16 protein-coding genes are annotated in these 18367 nt (G+C 34.5%); 12 read left to right on the top strand and 4 right to left on the bottom strand.

Annotated elements, in window-relative coordinates:
- The first annotated feature begins 111 nt into the window (after positions 1–111).
- Positions 112–2928 (top strand): YhgE/Pip domain-containing protein, encoded by a 2817-nt coding sequence (locus BB045_RS02635; RefSeq protein WP_070632481.1) that lies wholly within the window; start codon positions 112–114, stop codon positions 2926–2928.
- Between the two features lie 93 nt (positions 2929–3021).
- Here BB045_RS02635 and BB045_RS02630 read toward each other — a convergent pair whose 3' ends face one another.
- Positions 3022–3546, bottom strand: a complete 525-nt coding sequence (locus BB045_RS02630; RefSeq protein WP_075140452.1) for a hypothetical protein — start codon at positions 3544–3546, stop codon at positions 3022–3024.
- A 201-nt stretch (positions 3547–3747) separates the two neighbouring features.
- Here BB045_RS02630 and isaB (BB045_RS02625) point away from each other — a divergent pair, with 201 nt between their 5' ends.
- Positions 3748–4278: an immunodominant staphylococcal antigen IsaB family protein gene (isaB, locus tag BB045_RS02625; protein WP_011274688.1), complete on the top strand. Its 531-nt coding sequence runs from the start codon at positions 3748–3750 to the stop codon at positions 4276–4278.
- A gap of 110 nt (positions 4279–4388) precedes the next feature.
- Here isaB (BB045_RS02625) and BB045_RS02620 read toward each other — a convergent pair whose 3' ends face one another.
- Positions 4389–4802, bottom strand: coding sequence for a YolD-like family protein (locus tag BB045_RS02620; protein WP_070581021.1), 414 nt, complete (start codon positions 4800–4802; stop codon positions 4389–4391).
- 385 nt (positions 4803–5187) lie between these two features.
- Here BB045_RS02620 and isaB (BB045_RS02615) point away from each other — a divergent pair, with 385 nt between their 5' ends.
- From isaB (BB045_RS02615) to BB045_RS02570, 9 genes are all read left to right on the top strand, one after another.
- Positions 5188–5763 (top strand): immunodominant staphylococcal antigen IsaB family protein, encoded by a 576-nt coding sequence (gene isaB / locus BB045_RS02615; protein ID WP_070440563.1) that lies wholly within the window; start codon positions 5188–5190, stop codon positions 5761–5763.
- Between the two features lie 186 nt (positions 5764–5949).
- Positions 5950–6414 (top strand): arginine repressor, encoded by a 465-nt coding sequence (locus BB045_RS02610; protein ID WP_011274692.1) that lies wholly within the window; start codon positions 5950–5952, stop codon positions 6412–6414.
- 356 nt (positions 6415–6770) lie between these two features.
- Positions 6771–8006, top strand: a complete 1236-nt coding sequence (gene arcA / locus BB045_RS02605) for an arginine deiminase (protein WP_075140451.1) — start codon at positions 6771–6773, stop codon at positions 8004–8006.
- Positions 8007–8174: 168 nt separating this feature from the next.
- Positions 8175–9605 (top strand): arginine-ornithine antiporter, encoded by a 1431-nt coding sequence (arcD, locus tag BB045_RS02600; protein ID WP_011274694.1) that lies wholly within the window; start codon positions 8175–8177, stop codon positions 9603–9605.
- A gap of 34 nt (positions 9606–9639) precedes the next feature.
- The gene (locus BB045_RS02595) at positions 9640–10323 is read left to right on the top strand and encodes a Crp/Fnr family transcriptional regulator (RefSeq protein ID WP_037552602.1); all 684 of its coding nucleotides are present in this window, start codon (positions 9640–9642) and stop codon (positions 10321–10323) included.
- A 194-nt stretch (positions 10324–10517) separates the two neighbouring features.
- On the top strand, positions 10518–11279 hold the full coding sequence (locus tag BB045_RS02590; protein ID WP_037552600.1) for an alpha/beta hydrolase: 762 nt from the start codon (positions 10518–10520) through the stop codon (positions 11277–11279).
- A gap of 430 nt (positions 11280–11709) precedes the next feature.
- The gene (locus BB045_RS02580) at positions 11710–12705 is read left to right on the top strand and encodes a LacI family DNA-binding transcriptional regulator (protein WP_037551475.1); all 996 of its coding nucleotides are present in this window, start codon (positions 11710–11712) and stop codon (positions 12703–12705) included.
- 160 nt (positions 12706–12865) lie between these two features.
- Entirely contained in the window at positions 12866–13714 is an 849-nt protein-coding gene (gene ahlS / locus BB045_RS02575) for an AhlS family quorum-quenching N-acyl homoserine lactonase (RefSeq protein WP_037551477.1), read from the top strand.
- A 24-nt stretch (positions 13715–13738) separates the two neighbouring features.
- Complete coding sequence (locus BB045_RS02570) at positions 13739–14866, top strand: zinc-dependent alcohol dehydrogenase family protein (RefSeq protein ID WP_070581017.1); 1128 nt, start codon at positions 13739–13741, stop codon at positions 14864–14866.
- Positions 14867–14952: 86 nt separating this feature from the next.
- On the opposite strand, the gene BB045_RS02565 is transcribed toward BB045_RS02570, so the two are convergent.
- Positions 14953–15285, bottom strand: a complete 333-nt coding sequence (locus BB045_RS02565) for an SdpI family protein (protein WP_037551487.1) — start codon at positions 15283–15285, stop codon at positions 14953–14955.
- A 259-nt stretch (positions 15286–15544) separates the two neighbouring features.
- Between BB045_RS02565 and BB045_RS02560 the strand changes: the two genes are divergently transcribed.
- Positions 15545–16627, top strand: coding sequence for a CapA family protein (locus tag BB045_RS02560; protein WP_176743870.1), 1083 nt, complete (start codon positions 15545–15547; stop codon positions 16625–16627).
- A 62-nt stretch (positions 16628–16689) separates the two neighbouring features.
- Here the strand turns inward: BB045_RS02560 and BB045_RS02555 are convergent, their stop codons facing one another.
- Positions 16690–18330 carry an alpha-keto acid decarboxylase family protein gene (locus tag BB045_RS02555; protein WP_070839740.1) on the bottom strand — a complete coding sequence of 547 codons (1641 nt, stop codon included), beginning with the start codon at positions 18328–18330 and terminating at the stop codon, positions 16690–16692.
- Positions 18331–18367 lie beyond the last annotated feature (37 nt).

Below are 18367 nucleotides of genomic sequence, written 5' to 3'. Positions count from 1 at the left end.
TAATTATTACTTTGCTTAATAAAAGTATTATACTAACTCTATAAAGAAAAAAACAATACTTAACATCATTTTGAGATAAAATCTTAATATTTCATTTTTAGGAGTGTGAAAATGAAAAACGCACTAAAATTATTTATAACGGACTTGAAGCGAATTGCTAAGACGCCAGCAGTTTGGGTTATACTAGCAGGACTTGCGATATTACCGTCTTTCTATGCTTGGTTCAACTTATGGGCTATGTGGGATCCTTATAGTCATACAGGTCATATCAAGGTTGCCGTTGTGAACGAGGACAAGGGTGACAAAGTTCGTGGCAAGAAAATTAATGTTGGTAATACATTAGAAGACAATCTTAAGAAAAACGATAAATTTGATTGGCAATTCGTTAGCCGGGAAAAGGCAGACCATGAAATTAAAATGGGTAAATATTATGCTGGCATATACATACCTAAAGAATTCTCGCATCAAATTACTGGCACATTAAGAAATAAACCACAAAAAGCCGATATCGAATATAAAGTTAATCAAAAAATCAATGCCGTCGCACCGAAAATGACCGATACAGGTTCAACGGTCATCGTTGACGAAGCAAATAAACAGTTCAATGAAACCGTCACGAAAGCGTTACTACAAGAAGCGAATAAAGTGGGTATTCAACTTGAAGATGAAGTACCTACAATTAATAAAATAAAAAATGCAGTTTATGCGGCACATGACTCATTACCACAAATCAATAAAATTGCGGATCGTATTGAATATTTGAATGATCATCAGGATGATCTTGATAAATATGCAAATCAATTCCGTGAATTAGGTAATTACAAAGGCGATATTTTAGACGCCCAACAAAAGCTTAATGATGTGAATGCAGCCATTCCGTCACTTAACGAAAAGGCAAAACTCATCTTAGCACTTAATGAATATATGCCGAACATTGAGAAACTATTAGATGTAGCTTCTAATGATATACCGTCACAATTTCCTAAGATTAATAGAGGCGTGGATATTGCTAGTGAGGGGCTTGATTTAGCGAATACGCGTTTAAATGATGCACAAGGTTATCTTACATCTGCTCAGCAACGTGTAGGTGATTATCAAGAAGCGGCAGGGCGTGCTCAAGAAGTAAATAACCAAGCCAATAGTGCATTGCGTCAACAAAGTACGTCGGGACTTCCTCAATATCAAATTCAGAAGTTGAGCACAGATAGTAGCCAGGACACTGTGAATGATAATCAAATTGTCTCAAACAATGACGTGAAGTCTATGAATAGTGCGCTTGCAGAAGCATTATTAACACTTTCAAGTAATTCTGATAATCAAGCGAAAGCAACACAGTCAGACATTAAAGCCTTGAAAGATATATCTTATGGTGTTATTGGTTCTAATCGACCGACTGAATTTAATGATATGTTACGTAACTTAAAAACACGTCTTGAAAATAGCTCGAAAAGTAATCAACAATTGATAGACGTGTTAAAAGAATTAGAAAAAAGAGAACATGTCGATTTATCGTCTCAAATTAAACAAGTTGAGAGTGCCAATAATCGTATCAGCGATTCATTACGTTCAACGAATCAACTCATTGATGCACTAAAAAATGGTAGTTCAGGTAAAGCAGAAGCAGTTAACGTATTGCGTTCGTTACCAGATTTAAATAAAGCGTTAGGTAACTATCGTGATTTCATTAAAAACGACTTAAACAATCGTTTGTTAGTTGTATCTAATCAAATTACACAAGAATTAAGCAGAGGTCAGAATACGTTATCAGACGTTCAATCTAAATTAAATACGATTAATCGTGTTATCATTGCTGGTCAGGATATAGTTACAGATGGACAGAATCGTATAGCTAACATTCAAAGCGAATTACCTGCTTTAGAACAAACCTATATTAATGCTATGCAAACTGCTCAGAAATATTTCCCTACAGTGAAAAAAGACGTAGCGAATGCAGCTGACTTTGTTCGTAATGATTTGCCAGATTTAGAGCAACAACTTGCGAATGCTACAGCAACAGTAAATACGAACTTACCGACATTGTTCAATAAGTATGACAATGCCGTTGATTTATTAAATCAAAATCAACCACGTGCGAAAGAAGCGTTAGCAAACTTAGCTAATTTCTCTGAAAACCGTTTGCCAGATATTGAAAAAGATTTAAACAAAGCGAATAAAATATTTAAAAAATTAGATGAAGATGATGCGGTAGATAAAGTGATTGATGCGTTGAAGAATGACTTGAAGAAACAAGCCGATGTGGTTGCGAATCCTATTCATAAGAAACAAGTAGATGTCTTCCCAGTTAAAGATTATGGTTCAGGTATGACACCATTCTATACGTCATTATCTATATGGGTAGGGGCATTATTACTAGTAAGTTTATTGTCTGTAGATAATAAACATGAAGCCTTGGAAGATGAGTTAACGAAACGTCAAATTTATTTAGGTAAAGGTGCTTTCTTTATAATGATGGGTATCATTCAAGCATTGATTGTAACGATTGGTGACTTGGTTATTTTGAAAGCGCAGGTTGAATCGCCGACATTGTTTATCTTAGTCGCACTGTGTGGTGCTATTGTCTTTAATACGATTGTGTATACATGCGTGTCATTACTTGGAAACCCAGGTAAAGCTATTGCAATCATTTTACTAGTATTACAAATTGCTGGTGGTGGAGGAACATTCCCAGTTGTAACTGCACCTAAGTTCTTCCAAACGATTTCACCATATTTACCATTCACGTATGTGATAGATTCTTTACGTGAAACGGTAGGTGGCATTGTACCAGAAATTTTAATTACGAAAATGATTATCTTAATACTATTTGGACTAGGATTCTTTATTTTAGGTATCTTAGTCAAACCAGTCTTAGATCCAATTATGCGTAAAATTTCTAAGCGCGTGGCTGAAAGTAAAGTAACTGAGTAGTTACGGAAACGATATTTGTACTATAAAAAGCATTCTAACCTTATAAATGGGCTAGAATGCTTTTTATGTGCTATATATTTATTGTTACTATGTTTAATTTTTATCTTTAGAATCACTTGAACTACCAGAACTACTTGAACTTTGTGTTGAACTATTATTAGTTGTCGTTTTATTCTGTGTGCTAGGTTGTGATGTTGATGGCTGTTGCGTAGAAGGTTGTTGTGTACTTGGTTGTTGTGTTGTTTGAGTTTCTTTAGTATTTTTTTCTGAAGTAGCACTTTCTGAACTCTTTTGTCTTGAACTGCTTTCTTTTGTTTTAGATTCTTGTGTTCGAGTTGTCGTCGAGTTATTTTGTTGTGTAGAATAACTTTGTTGCGTGTTTACAGTGTTGTTTGACGTTGGGTCTGATTGTGCATTTTCTCCATTATCAGATGTAGTAGATTGCTCATCAGTTTGTTCTTCTTTCGCTTTATCTTTCTTCTCTTTTTTATCATGCTTCTCAGTTTTATGATCATCACTTGAATTTGATTGTTTAGTACCAGTTGCTGCAAAGAATATTGAAAAACCTAAAGCAACAACAAGTAATAAAATGACGCTACCTGCCAATACTTTTTTCAAGGTGTATCCTCCGTCCTTAATTCATTTCTTTATCTTATTATAATAAAACTTCATAAAATAGATAGTATTTACACAATTTTATAATATTAAATTTTGTTTACTAAAATTTTTGATAAATAGGTCTTAAGTACAGTGAATGTTTGTATGTATTGTGCGATAATATAAATGAAGTGTAATTCTAATATAGAAAGAAGGACTAACATGAATAAAGTAGTTAAAACTATTGCCTCAACAACATTAGCATTTGGAACACTTTTAGGAGTGAGTAGCGCTGTATTACCAGTACAAGATACTGCCCATGCAGCAACGCAAACTAAAGGGTATTACTACTCTTATAATGGTTACGTTGATAAAGACGCTAAATTCTTAACAGACAAGAACTTTATTAACGCAATCAAACACGACAACATTAAATTTAATGGTATCAAACTTGCTAAAACAAATAGCACAACTGTAAAAGAAAAGTATAATCAGAAATTTACTGGCGTAACAAGCAATGGCAAAAAAGCGAATAAATTACAATTTATAGTTAAAGGCGATTTAACGTACAGTCAACTTAAAAAAGCTTATGGTAAAGATTTGAAAAAAGTAAAAGGCAACAATAATGTTAAAGGTAGCGGTATTTACGTTTATAAACCAAATAAAGATGGTTTAGCAACATCATTTGTTCTTAATAACAATAAAGTTGTAGAAGTAGATATTAGTTACGTAGGCTTTACAACAAGTAAATAATATTTAGAAGAGCGCATAAATGGGACTTCCTCATCTATGCGCTTTAATTTATCTCTAGTTAAAATAAAACTCATGTTTCAATGATATGAGTCACTAATTACGCAGCACACTTACTCTACATTACAAATAACCTCAAAATCGAGTTTCATCGTTTGTGAACCGTTCTCGTTACTAATTGTGATACAGCGATTTAGCGAGTCGATACGACGTATATACGCTGCAATTGATTGGATATAGCCATTTCTCCAATAACTAATCATTGCCAGTTGGTGCTGTGTGAATTTACAAGTGAGCTGTCGATTGATATCTTCGAATTGATCATCTGACAATGAAGGCATGGCAATTTTATTCTGTTCCTCAATAAAATCATTCAATCGTTGATATTGTTCTGGCATTGTCGCAAAGGGAGCCCACTTCACCATGCCACGTCCTTGAGGAATGTTAGCGTCTAGATATTGTCTTGGTATTTTACGATAATCTGTTTCATATTTATACTCATCTGGCGCATTAGGATTTGGAATCATGTTAACCACCTCAAATTCATTATAGAACATATGTTCGCGTTTTGGAAGTGGTTTTCTACAATATAAAGTAATTTTATATTTATTTTGGAAAAGTAAAAAAGACTATATAAAAGAGCCATAAGTTTAACAAAGGGGAAGTAAACTTATGGCTATAGTTATTACATAATATAACTTTTTGTGAAGGAGTTAATGGGGATGTTACTCCTATATTTAGTATAACATAATTTATATAAAAAAATATTTAACTATTTGTGAAATTTAATTTTGTGTAATTATAAACAACATTACATCAAATATTAAACACTTCTAATTAGTTAACCAAAATTGTATAACAATCAAGAATGGCGTATGATATGTTTAGTTATAAAGAAAGAAGGCTTCTAATTTGAGAAAAACTACAAAAACATTAGTCGCAACGACATTAGCACTAAGCACATTATTTGGTGTAGGTGTTACGAGTGCATTGACGGAAACATCTATTGCACATGCTGAATCTAAAGCTACAACAAACACAACTCATTCTAAAGCGAATGCGACATCTGCATATTACAATTATAAAGGATATGCAGGTCAAGACGTATCTTTTGTATTAGATAAACATTTTAAAAATGCGGTAAAAGCTGAAAATGTCACATTCAACGGTATTAAATTGAAAGCAACAACATCATCTAAAAATGTGAAAAAATATGATCAATATTTTAGAAACGTTTCGAAAGATGGTAAAACAGCATCATTACTTGATTTAAACGTAACGGGTAAAATGACATTGGATCAATTAAATAAAACTTACGGTAAAGATTTACAAAAGGTAAATAACCAAAAGCATAATACAACAGGTATCTATTTCTACCAACCAAATTCAAAAGGAATGACGGTATGGTTTGATGTAGATAACGGTAAAGTTGATCGCGTGGTAATGGGCTATAGCACTGTAAAACAAGCTATGAAAGAATCAAAATAGCATAACTTGAAAGACACCTCAATAGTTGGATGATAAATCTTACTTTTGGGGCGTTTTTATGTAAATAATTAAATTTATAACAGATTTTATGAAATACCCCACACAAAGAAAGACAAAAAAATGATACGTTAAAAGTAAAACATAAATATAGCAGTAGGCTGTATAGGGATAGAGGGAGTTTATAATATGAAAAAGAATAAACGTCTAGATCTCATCGCAACGGTAGTTAAGAATAACCGATTTAACAAAAAGGAAGAGATTGCAGATTACATTGATACGCATTTCGGGGTGCGCTATAGCGTAACTACGATTTCAAGAGATTTGAAAGAATTAAAGATTTTTAAAGTTCCAGCTGTAAGTAATCAATCCTATTATAAGAAGTTAGATAATACGCAACAAATGGATGCTAAAACGAAACTGCTACATTATTATGACAGTGAAATTAAAAGTATCATAATAAAAGATAGCTACATACTTATCAAAACATCTCCAGGATTTGCGCAATGCATTAATTATTTCATTGATCGAATGAATATTAATGAAATATTAGGGACAGTAGGTGGCAATGACACATTGATGGTACTAACTAATTCTGAAGAAATGGCTAAATATGTGCATTATAAATTATTTAATCATAAATATTCAAATTAATGTATAAAATATAATGTGGATTTACTTTTTTATATTATCTATAATAGAGTGTAACACACCTAATTTATAATGTTCATAACCTAAGTAGTTATATAATTGTAGATACAAATCACGGGTGTTTATAAATACAGAATAATGCATAAAAAACTTTTCTTAAAAATATTATCATACGAAAATAAATGGAATATACATAAAAAGCACCAAATGCCCAATGATTTTGTATATTCAATCACAAATATGCATTGAATAACCAGAAAGCATGAACTAGCACACGTTCATATTGTGAAAACAATCACATAAACTTTTTTGAAAGCGCTTTATACTCTAATTGTAGATAAATAAAGGAGGAAATGAATATGACACAAGGACCTATTCAAGTAAACAGTGAAATCGGTAGATTAAAAACAGTATTACTCAAACGACCTGGTAAAGAATTAGAAAATTTAGTACCAGATCACTTAAGTGGCTTGCTATTCGATGATATTCCTTATTTAAAAGTGGCGCAAGAAGAGCACGACAAATTTGCACAAACACTTCGTGATGAAGGTGTGGAAGTTGTTTATTTAGAAAAACTAGCAGCTGAAGCAATTGCAGATAAAGATGTGCGAGAACAGTTCATTGACGATATTCTTGCAGAATCTCAAAAAACAGTATTAGGACATGAAGCTGAAATTAAAATGTTTTTTGCGAAGTTATCAGATCAAGAATTAATCGATAAAATTATGGCTGGTGTGAGAAAAGAAGAAATTGAACTAAAAACAACACATCTCGTTGAATACATGGATGATAGATATCCATTCTATTTAGACCCAATGCCTAACCTTTACTTTACACGTGATCCTCAAGCATCAGTAGGTAGAGGTATGACAATTAACAGAATGTATTGGAGAGCACGTCGCAGAGAATCACTATTTATGACATACATTTTAAAATATCATCCAAGATTTAAAGATGCAGATGTACCAGTATGGTTAGACCGAAACTCACCATTTAATATCGAAGGTGGAGATGAATTAATTCTATCTAAAGAAGCTTTAGCCATTGGTATATCTGAACGTACATCAGCACAAGCAATTGAACGCTTAGCACGTAATATATTTAAAGATGAATCTACGACATTCAAGAAAGTAATTGCGATTGAAATTCCAAATAGTCGTACGTTCATGCATTTAGATACAGTATTCACAATGATTGACTACGATAAATTCACAGTGCATTCAGCTATTTTCAAAGAAGAAAATAACATGAATTTATTTACGATTGAATACGATGAAGCAAAAGATGATATCAAAATTACACATTCTAATAAACTACGTGAAACGCTAGCAGACGTACTTGGCGTTGAAAAAATCGAGTTTATCCCAACTGGTAATGGTGACGTGATAGACGGCGCACGTGAACAATGGAATGACGGTTCAAACACGCTATGTATACGCCCAGGTGTGGTCGTTACTTATGACCGAAACTACGTATCAAACCAATTACTTCGTGATAAAGGCATTAAAGTGCTTGAAATTACTGGTAGTGAACTTGTTCGTGGACGTGGGGGCCCAAGATGTATGAGCCAACCATTATTTAGAGAAGATATTTAAAGTATTTCGAGCAAACGTAAGGACTTTTTTGAAAAATACATCGCAGGGAAAGTGATGTAGAAATATAACACAAGGAGAAGGGTTTGAAGCAGGGTTACCAGACAATTGAATAATGATGCTTCAAGCCCTTAATTTAAAAGTAATCCTCCTTAGAAGGGGAAATGAATTATGAATGAATCAGACACAAACAAACTTGGTAAAACGTCACTTATTGGCTTAGTCATTGGTTCTATGATTGGTGGCGGTGCATTTAATATCATTTCTGATATGGGTGGTCAAGCCGGTGGTTTAGCAATTATGATTGGATGGATTATCACCGCAATCGGAATGATTTCACTCGCATTTGTCTTCCAAAATCTCACTAATGTAAGACCGGACTTAGAAGGTGGAATTTACAGTTATGCACAGGCTGGATTTGGCGACTTTATTGGTTTCTCAAGTGCTTGGGGCTACTGGTTTGCTGCGTTTCTAGGTAACGTAGCCTATGCAACATTATTGATGTCAGCAGTAGGTAACTTCTTCCCAATCTTCAAAGGTGGTAATACGCTACCAAGTATTATCGTCGCTTCTTTCTTATTATGGGGTGTGCACTTCTTAATACTTAGAGGTGTTGAAACCGCAGCTTTTATCAATAGTATTGTAACTGTTGCAAAGTTAATTCCTATATTCTTAGTCATCATTTGTATGATTGTAGTATTTAATTTCGATACATTTAAAGCAGGGTTCTACGGAATGACAAGCGGTGGTACAGGTATATTTAGTTGGGGCGATACAATGTCTCAAGTTAAGAGTACAATGCTTGTAACCGTATGGGTATTCACTGGTATTGAAGGTGCAGTGGTATTCTCAGGTCGTGCTAAATCGAAAAAAGACGTAGGCACTGCTACAGTAATTGGACTTGTTTCAGTACTTGTTATTTACTTCTTAATGACTGTATTGGCACAAGGCGTCATTCAACAAAATCAAATTGCTGATCTTGCAAGCCCATCAATGGCACAAGTGTTAGAACATATCGTTGGTCATTGGGGTTCAGTACTCGTTAACATTGGATTAATTATTTCTGTTTTAGGTGCATGGCTTGGTTGGACATTACTAGCTGGTGAGCTACCATTTATAGTGGCTAAAGATGGCTTGTTCCCGAAATGGTTTGCTAAAGAAAATAAAAATAAAGCACCAATCAATGCATTATTAATTACAAACATTCTAGTACAAATATTCTTAATTAGCATGTTATTTACAGACAGTGCATATCAATTTGCGTTTTCACTTGCATCAAGCGCGATTTTAATTCCGTATATGTTTAGTGCCTTTTATCAATTGAAATACACAATTGAGCATAAAGGACACGCTACAGTGAAACAATGGGCAATCGGTATTATTGCATCAATCTATGCGATATGGCTTGTGTACGCTGCAGGTATTGATTACTTGTTATTAACCATGTTGCTCTACATCCCTGGTCTATTTGTTTATCGTTTCGTACAACGTAATAACCATAAACCATTAACGAAAGGTGACTATATCTTGTTTGCAGTCATTATCATACTTGCAATAATAGGTATCATTCGCTTAGCGATGGGAAGCGTTTCAGTATTCTAATAAAAAGTTTTAAAAGATTTAGGAGTGTATCTCAATGGCCGGAAAGACATATATCAACAACAGAGACAATGATTTAAGTGAAGGGCTCAAACAATTAGCGTCTTACTTAAATATTCCAACGGGTGTCATTCAAGCATTCAAGAGTGAATGTTTCGTGCGACGTTACAATAAAGGACAAATCATATATTATTCATCTGATCAGCCCACCTATGTGTATTTATTACTAGACGGTATTGTTTTGCGTGAAACAATTAATGAAGATGGGGACGCTTATCGTAAGCTTAATAAAGAGCAACTATTATTTCCGTTAAATCATCTCTTTCGTAAAATTGAATTAAACGAGATGTGCACAGCTATAACACCATGTAATGTAATAGGAATACCTAAAGATATGTTGGAATATCTTTGTAAAAATCATGACGACATATTTGTTACACTGTTCGAAAAGTTAAATAACGAACTTGAACTGCTAAGGGAATACAATATGGCATTAACCACAAAGTTGGCGAGAGAACGTATTGAGAAAGTACTATATTATTTATGTCATGCAATAGGATACGATCATGATGAATTCTACGAAATTAAACATATCATGACCATTCAATTACTGAGTGATTTAGCAGGTATTTCACGTGAAACAACTGGCCATATTGTACATGAATTAAAAGAAGAGAAAAAATTAATAAAAAATGGCAAAAACTGGATGGTTATAAAGTAATAAATAAGACACAAAGCCCCCTTTATATACAAAAAGCGTTTATATTAAACTACCAAACCGATATAAACACAATAATTGCTACTTAAGACGTTGGTGACATTACTAACGTCTTTTTGTATGTTTGGGTAACACCTTTTTCAGAAAAAGTGTAAAATAGATATAATCATTTATTATTAGAAGGGGCGACAATCAACATGGCACTCATGACAATCAATTACTTATCACCATCTTTAGGTATGCAACAATCATTTGTAGCAATTATTCCAGAAGACGCCAGTTTCTTCGACGAAACACAATCACCTAAATCTTATAAATCACTTATGCTATTGCATGGATTATCAAGTGATGCAACGTCGTATACACGCTTTACCAGTGTTGAGCGATATGCAAATGAACATCAATTAGCCATTATTATGCCGAATGCAGATCATAGTGGCTATGCAAATATGACGTACGGTCATAGTTATTATGACCATATATTGGAAGTGTATCACTACGCACATAAGCTACTTCCATTATCACCAAAACGTGAAGATAATTTTATTGCAGGTCATTCGATGGGTGGTTACGGCACGATGAAATTTGCATTAACACAAGGAAGACTCTTCTCTAAAGCATCGCCATTGTCTTCTGTCTTTCAAGCGCAAGGGTTAATGGAACTTGATTATCCTGATTTCGCACCAAAAGCAATTACTGGGGAAGATACAACTATCAAGGGTACTGAACTCGATACATATCATTTAGTTGATGAAGCAATCGAAAAAGGATTGACCATACCTAAGTTGTTGATTCAATGTGGTACAGAAGATTTCTTATATGAAGATAATCAACAATTTATGACATATTTGGATGATAAAGGAATTGACTATCAATATGAAGAAGGTCCAGGTGAACATGATTATGCGTTCTGGGATAAAGCCATCAAACGCACAATTGAATGGTTAGTAGAAGAATAGGAATGAAAAAGAATTTGGAATCCAAATGATGAATAATAGCAGGAGTCTGGGACAAAATAAAATGTCTCAGCCTACTTTATCATTTTGTCAGTAGCTGACTGATTTGAAAATGCGCTTGAATCAAGCTTTTTTCAAACCTAGTCATCCTTGCCTGGTAGGCGGGGCCCCAACAAAGAGAATTTCTTAAAGAAATTCTACAAGCTAAGCAAGTTGGGGTTCGGGGCCCCAGCAAAGAGAATTTCCTAAAGAAATTCTACAAGCTAAGCAAGCTGGGGATACGACAAAATAAATTTTGAGAAATTATTATTTCTGTCCCACTCCCGTGCTTTTAATATTTTTTAAACTGATAAATATCTAACTTGAGTGATTGACAAAAACTAGGGAACAACCTATCATCAATAATGAAAACGTTTTCATTAAAGGTGGTACTATGGCAACAATAAAAGATGTAGCTCAGAGAGCAGGGTTATCTATATCGACGGTTTCAAGATATTTAAATCATCATCCTTATATTTCTGAGGATAAGAAAATTAAAATCCAACAAGCGATGGATGAACTTGATTATGTGCCAAATTCAGTCGCTATGCAATTGCGTTCTAACAAGTCGTATACGATTGGTATCATTGTACCTAGAATTACGAATCCATATTTCGCGTATTTGATTGATGCAATTGATAAAAAAATTAAAGGCACACCATACCATATGTTAATTATGCAAACATATAATGATAAAGAAGAGGAATTAAGATTATTAAATATGTTTAAGCAAAGACAAATTGCTGGTGTGATAATGGGCGCACTTGAAAATGACATAGAGGTTTTAGAGACGTATACGAAATATGGACCTATTATTTTATCGGCAGATCAGTCAATGCAGTCTGATAAAGTGAAGATTATACATACCACCCAACGTCAAACGACGTATGATGCCATTCAATACTTAATTAATAAAGGATATCGAAACATAGCTTATTGCACGGACAATAATTACTATGATCATTGCTTCAATAAACCTAGAAATGTCGGATTTAGAGTAGCGATGAAAGATAATGGTCTAGATATTAGAAATGAATGGATTTTTAATAATGTTCATACAATTGAAGATGGTGAGCAGATAGGGAAAATATTGTTGCGACAAGAACAGTTACCAGATGCTATATTTACAGGTAGCGATGAAGTGGCATTAGGGTTAATGCACTTTATGACTGCCCATCAAATAGATATTCCTAACCAAATCGCCATTTTGGGATATGATAATCAACCCATTTCTAGTTTATTGAAGATTCCATTATCGACAGTCAATCAACCAGTCAATGACATTGGTATGCAATTGATTAACTATTTATTGGCATTACTTGAAGAGACAGAATTTGAAATCAACAATAATGTATTAAAATTAAATAACGTAGAACGACAAAGCACATAAATAGAGCTTTCCATTTCGAATTTCAAACGAAGTGGAAGGCTTGTTTTGATTTATAAATCAAACAAGGATACTTAAATATTGTAAGTAATTATTTTTATGTGTAAAATGTAAATAACATCTATGTATAATACATGCAAAAGTTAATAAGGGGATGAGTAGCATGGTAAATGTAAAAAAACAAAGAATGAAAATTTACGTACTAGACAATGGACGCATGAAGATGGATAAAAACTTGATGATTGCTAATTCAAACCAAGCGACGATGGATAATCCAAATCAGCCTAATGAAATGCATGAATTTCCTATTTATACTGTATTCATTGATCATCCTGAAGCAAAGATTTTATTCGATACAGCATGTAATCCAAATGCTATGGGAGATAATGGGCGTTGGATTACAGTAACACAAAAAGCGTTTCCATACTTTGCTGACGAAGCATGTCATTTACCTAATCGACTTGAACAAATTGGCATAGACCCTAAAGATGTTGATATTGTTGTGGCCTCTCACTTGCACTTAGATCATGCAGGATGTCTTGAATACTTTACAAATGCGACTGTCATAGTGCATAACGATGAACTCAACGGAACAATGCAATCTTATGCACGTAACCAAAAAGAAGGTGCGTATATATGGGCGGATATAGACGCATGGATTAAAAACGATTTAACTTGGAAGACTATGAAACGAGATGAAGATTATTTAAAACTCGTAGATGGCGTTAAGGTCTTGAATTTTGGCAGTGGTCATGCATGGGGCATGATTGGCTTAGAAATTGAAACTGAAGAACTTGGAACAATTATTCTCGCCTCAGATGCTATTTATACGAAAGAAAGTATGGAACCAACACTTAAACCTCCAGGTATCTTGTATGATTCGGTTGGTTGGACAAATTCTGTAGAAAAGATAAAAAAATTAGCAGCAGAGAAAAACGCACAAATTTGGTTTGGCCACGATGGAGAACAATTTGCAAAATTTCGAAAATCAACAGACGGATATTATGAATAGGGACTTTCAAGGGAGTGTTTAATTATGAAAACAAGAGCAGCAGTATTATATGAAATGGAAGCATCTCAACCTTATAAAGAATCGAAACCTTTAAAAATTGAGAGCTTAGAGTTAGAAGATCCTCATGAGCATGAAGTATTGCTAAAAATACATGCAGCAGGGCTATGCCATTCAGACTTATCAGTAATTAACGGCAGTAGACCTCGATCTTTACCAATGGTACTTGGTCATGAGGCAACTGGCGAAGTATTAAAAGTTGGAAGTAGTGTCACAAGGGTGAAAGAAGGTGACCATGTAGTTTGTACCTTCATTCCAAGCTGTGGTAAATGTATATCATGTAAAGAAGGACGTCCAGCTTTGTGTGAAAATGGAGCTAAAGCAAATGAAAAAGGCGAAATGTTAGAAGGAGGTATTCGATTATCTAATGAAGATGGACAAGTATATCATCATTTAGGTGTCTCTGGATTTGCAGAACACGCAGTTGTCTCTGAAAATTCTATTGTAAAAATCAGTGATGAAATACCATTTGAACGTGCAGCAGTATTTGGTTGTGCTGTCATTACAGGTATTGGTGCTGTGATGAATACAGCTCAAATTCGTCCAGGTAGTAATGTTGCTGTAGTTGGACTAGGTGGTATAGGATTAAATGCCATTATTGGTGCTAAGTTAGCAGGTGCAAATGAAATTATTGCATTAGATATTAATGAAGACAAATTTGATTTAGCTAAGCAGTTTGGAGCTACCGCGACATTTAACTCTAGTGATGATGATATAGATGAACAAATTAAAGAATATGTGCCTGGCGGAGTAGAATATGCATTTGAAACAGCAGGGGTTGTTCCAGCAATGCAAGTCGCCTATAAAATTACTAAACGAGGGGGTACTACAGTAACAACGGGCTTACCTCATCCTAAAGATGAATTTTCATTTCCACAAGTAACATTAGCTGCAGAAGAACGGACAGTTAAAGGTTCTTATGTAGGAAGCTGTGTTCCTGATAGAGATATTCCTCGTTTTATAAGTTTATATAAACAAGGAAGATTAAACATTGATCCACTCATTAGTGAAGTGATTACTCTAGATGATATCAATGAAGGATTTGATAAATTAGCTGGTGGTGATGTCGGTAGAATTATTGTTAAAATGCATTGATTGAAATTAAAAATTTGAGACTGAATAACGAAAAGTCCTCTATTTCAAATGAATGAAGTAGAGGACCTTGTTGTATAAAGTCAAAATTAAAGTGCTTTCTCCACTTTCCAATACACAATAAACATATACCACAGCATTACTACCAATTCTATGCCTAAACCAGTCATGATGATAATGTCAGTACTTCTCATCATACCTACAATTTCAATCACTACTCCGATAATTCCAAACAATAATAACACCCATAAGTATTTTAAAGAATAGATGCCAAATTGTTTTTGTGCTTTAATCCAATTACGATCATTGACCATTGATTTCGTTGTTCGATAACCGTACCAACGATTGCGCTCGGTAGGTGGATGGAATTTAAAGATATAACCAAAGCAACCCATAACAAAGCTTAATGGCAATAATATCATATTATAAACTCCCTTAATAATTTATCGACTATACAACTAAATGATATATTAAAATTTTTTCTTATCCAAATTGCATTAAAATTAGTAATTGTCTAAAATGAAAATTAAAGAGTTCGTTAATAAATGTTATGCAACTCAACTAAAATATGTTTTGAATATAAAAGACGTTGAAATTCTTCAATGAAAGAAGGCGTACTTTGTGATTAAGTATTATGTTAGTTGTTTAGTACTATTTTTCACTTTTGCAATTCTCTGTGGCATGGCACTGGCTGAAGATGTTACTGATGAAGCATCAGTGGTTGCAGTAGGAGATAATTTAATACACCCCGTTGTCTATAATGATGCACTGCAACAAGATGGGTCATTCAATTTTAAGCCTATGTATTTACATATTAAGAACGACATACAATCACCTGACCTTGCATTTATTAATCAAGAATCTCCATTAGGTGGGGATGATCGCCCATTTTCAGGATTTAAGAACTTCAATACTCCGAGTCAGATTGCTCAAGATGTTGTCGAAACCGGATTTGATATGGTAAATGGTGCCAATAATCATTCATTAGATCAAGGTGATGAAGGTGTCCTAAATCACCTCAAGACATGGAATAAGTTTGATAAACAAGTTTTATTTACAGGTATTTTTAATTCGGAAAAGGACGCTCAAACGATACCAGTTATGACTGTGAATGGTATTAAGGTGAGTTTACTTAGTTATACATATGGTACAAATGAAATGACATCACAATATCCTTACACAATTAAAACGTTTGACGAAGCTACTATTAAACAGGATATACAAAAAGCAAAACAACAAAGCGACGTAGTGATAGTGTCTGCCCATTGGGGAAATGAAAATCACCATACACCAAATAAGACACAGAAGAAATACGCTCAATTATTTGCGGATGAGGGTGTAGATGTTGTCATTGGTACACACCCACATGTCATTCAACCGGTTAAATGGGTGAAGAGTAAGCGTGATAATCATCAAACACTTGTCGCATATTCATTAGGTAACTTTCTGAATGGGCAAAATACTGGAGATGAACATAATCAATTATTAGGAAGACTAAATTTTGATATAGTTAAAGCGCCTAAAGGTGCACATATTGAAAATGTGAAGTGGACGAGTATGGTCAATCATTATCAACAGTGGGATCCTACCAATAAAGACACGAGACATGATTTTGAAGTGTATAATTTAGATGATTATAATGAGAAATTAGCCCAACAACATGGATTAATAAACGATAAGAAAAGTCAATGGGATATAAAACATCTTCAAGATATCACGAAAGATGTCATTGATTCTGAATACTTGGATGAAAAGAGTATATGATGCAAAAAAGCCTGTGACATGGTAGAACATGCGACAGGCTTATTTTAATAATTGTAGATGACCTATTTATTCTGTGCTGCAAAGGCTTTTGAAATGTCGCGAAGTTTAGCTGGTGCGTCATCCCACTTCATTGTGACTTCAGTGAAGTGTAATTGCTCTGGAGCAGCGTTAATGGCGTCAAAGACGTTCTGTAAGTCATTCGATGTTTTCACGTCATGCACAATAACATTATCGCCACCGAACACTTTAGGTAAGGCTTTATAATCCCACATACGGATATCATTGTACGTTTCTTCCATGCCGTGGATTAAACGTTCTACTGTATAACCATCGTTATTAATCACAAAGATAATCGGTTTGATATCTTGGCGGATCATCGTAGATAACTCTTGAACTGTAAGTTGTAATGAGCCATCCCCGATTAGTAAGATGTTACGGCGATTTGGATCAGCCATTTGCGTACCTAAAGTAGCTGGTAGAGTATAACCGATAGAACCCCATAATGGTTGTCCTATAAACGTCATGTCTTTCGGTAAAGCTAAATCATACGCACCGAAGAATGATGTACCTTGCTCAGCTAATAAGACATCATCCTCTTTAATGAATTGTTGCATCATGTCAAAGTAAGTTGATTGCGTTAAGATATCATCTGATAATGCGACTTCTTTTGATGTCCCTTTTTCAAAAGTAGGGAACGAGCCCTCATATCGATAATCAATGGTATTAAGTCCATCAATTAAGCTAGGTAGCGTCACATCTTCAGCAACCGTTTCATTCAATTTAAAGTTATGATGATTAAGCATAACCACATCATCAATATCAAATTCATAAGAGAAACCGGCTGTAGCTGAGTCAGTTAATTTAGCGCCAATATTTAAAATGGCATCACTGTTATCGACATAATCTTTAATTTGGTCTTCTGCAATTTTGCCATCGTAAATGCCAATATAATAGGGGTTCTCTTCGTTAAATGCCCCTTTACCTAATGATAATTGAGCGACTGGAATGTGTGTTTGATTAACAAATTGCTCGAGTGCTTTGTGTAAGTGAAAACTGTTGATTTCATGACCTGTGATAATGACTGGTTGTGAAGCGGAGCGTAGTTTGTCAGCGACCATATTAATATATCGATCAACATTTACGTCTGGAATTGGTGCGACATCATACTCTGAATCTACCTCGATTTCAGTCATTGCAACATCAATAGGAAGATGAATGTGCACTGGGCGACGTTCATGAATAGCAGCATTAATGACTCTAGGGATTTCAGTTGTTGCGTTCTCAGCAGTAATGTATGCTTGCGCTGTCGTAATGTGTTCGAACATCTTTTGATAGCTATCGAAACGACCTTCACCCAATGAATGGTGCACATACTTACCGGCTTGTTCTACTGCTTGCGTTGGCGCGCCTGTAATTGCAATCACTGGGACACGTTCAGCATACGAACCTGCGATACCGTTAACAGCACTTAATTCACCAACACCAAATGTAGTAACGAGCACGCCTAGTCCATTGATACGTGCATAGCCATCTGCAGCATAACTACCATTAAGTTCATTAGTCGTTCCTACCCATTCAACGCCTTCATGACGTACGATGTCATCTAGAAAAGCTAGGTTGAAGTCTCCTGGCACGCCAAAGATTTTGTCGACGCCTGCATGATGTACTGCATCCATTAAGTATTGTCCTACACGTTGTTTCATATTCATTCCACCTTTATTTATAAATTAGAATACACTT

This window comes from Staphylococcus sp. MB377 (assembly GCF_001922505.1).
Taxonomy (GTDB): domain Bacteria; phylum Bacillota; class Bacilli; order Staphylococcales; family Staphylococcaceae; genus Staphylococcus; species Staphylococcus haemolyticus.
Note: the sequence above shows the minus strand (reverse complement) of the source record. Positions and strands in the feature narration are given on the sequence as shown.

Excerpts from the sequence above, each read along its gene's own strand:
- BB045_RS02635 (WP_070632481.1), top strand. The coding sequence starts at position 112 with ATGAAAAACGCACTAAAATTATTTATAACGGACTTGAAGCGAATTGCT.
- isaB (WP_011274688.1), top strand. The coding sequence starts at position 3,748 with ATGAATAAAGTAGTTAAAACTATTGCCTCAACAACATTAGCATTTGGA.
- BB045_RS02620 (WP_070581021.1), bottom strand. The coding sequence starts at position 4,802 with ATGATTCCAAATCCTAATGCGCCAGATGAGTATAAATATGAAACAGAT.
- BB045_RS02610 (WP_011274692.1), top strand. The coding sequence starts at position 5,950 with ATGAAAAAGAATAAACGTCTAGATCTCATCGCAACGGTAGTTAAGAAT.
- arcA (WP_075140451.1), top strand. The coding sequence starts at position 6,771 with ATGACACAAGGACCTATTCAAGTAAACAGTGAAATCGGTAGATTAAAA.
- arcD (WP_011274694.1), top strand. The coding sequence starts at position 8,175 with ATGAATGAATCAGACACAAACAAACTTGGTAAAACGTCACTTATTGGC.
- BB045_RS02595 (WP_037552602.1), top strand. The coding sequence starts at position 9,640 with ATGGCCGGAAAGACATATATCAACAACAGAGACAATGATTTAAGTGAA.
- BB045_RS02590 (WP_037552600.1), top strand. The coding sequence starts at position 10,518 with ATGGCACTCATGACAATCAATTACTTATCACCATCTTTAGGTATGCAA.
- BB045_RS02580 (WP_037551475.1), top strand. The coding sequence starts at position 11,710 with ATGGCAACAATAAAAGATGTAGCTCAGAGAGCAGGGTTATCTATATCG.
- ahlS (WP_037551477.1), top strand. The coding sequence starts at position 12,866 with ATGGTAAATGTAAAAAAACAAAGAATGAAAATTTACGTACTAGACAAT.
- BB045_RS02570 (WP_070581017.1), top strand. The coding sequence starts at position 13,739 with ATGAAAACAAGAGCAGCAGTATTATATGAAATGGAAGCATCTCAACCT.
- BB045_RS02565 (WP_037551487.1), bottom strand. The coding sequence starts at position 15,285 with ATGATATTATTGCCATTAAGCTTTGTTATGGGTTGCTTTGGTTATATC.
- BB045_RS02560 (WP_176743870.1), top strand. The coding sequence starts at position 15,545 with ATGGCACTGGCTGAAGATGTTACTGATGAAGCATCAGTGGTTGCAGTA.
- BB045_RS02555 (WP_070839740.1), bottom strand. The coding sequence starts at position 18,330 with ATGAAACAACGTGTAGGACAATACTTAATGGATGCAGTACATCATGCA.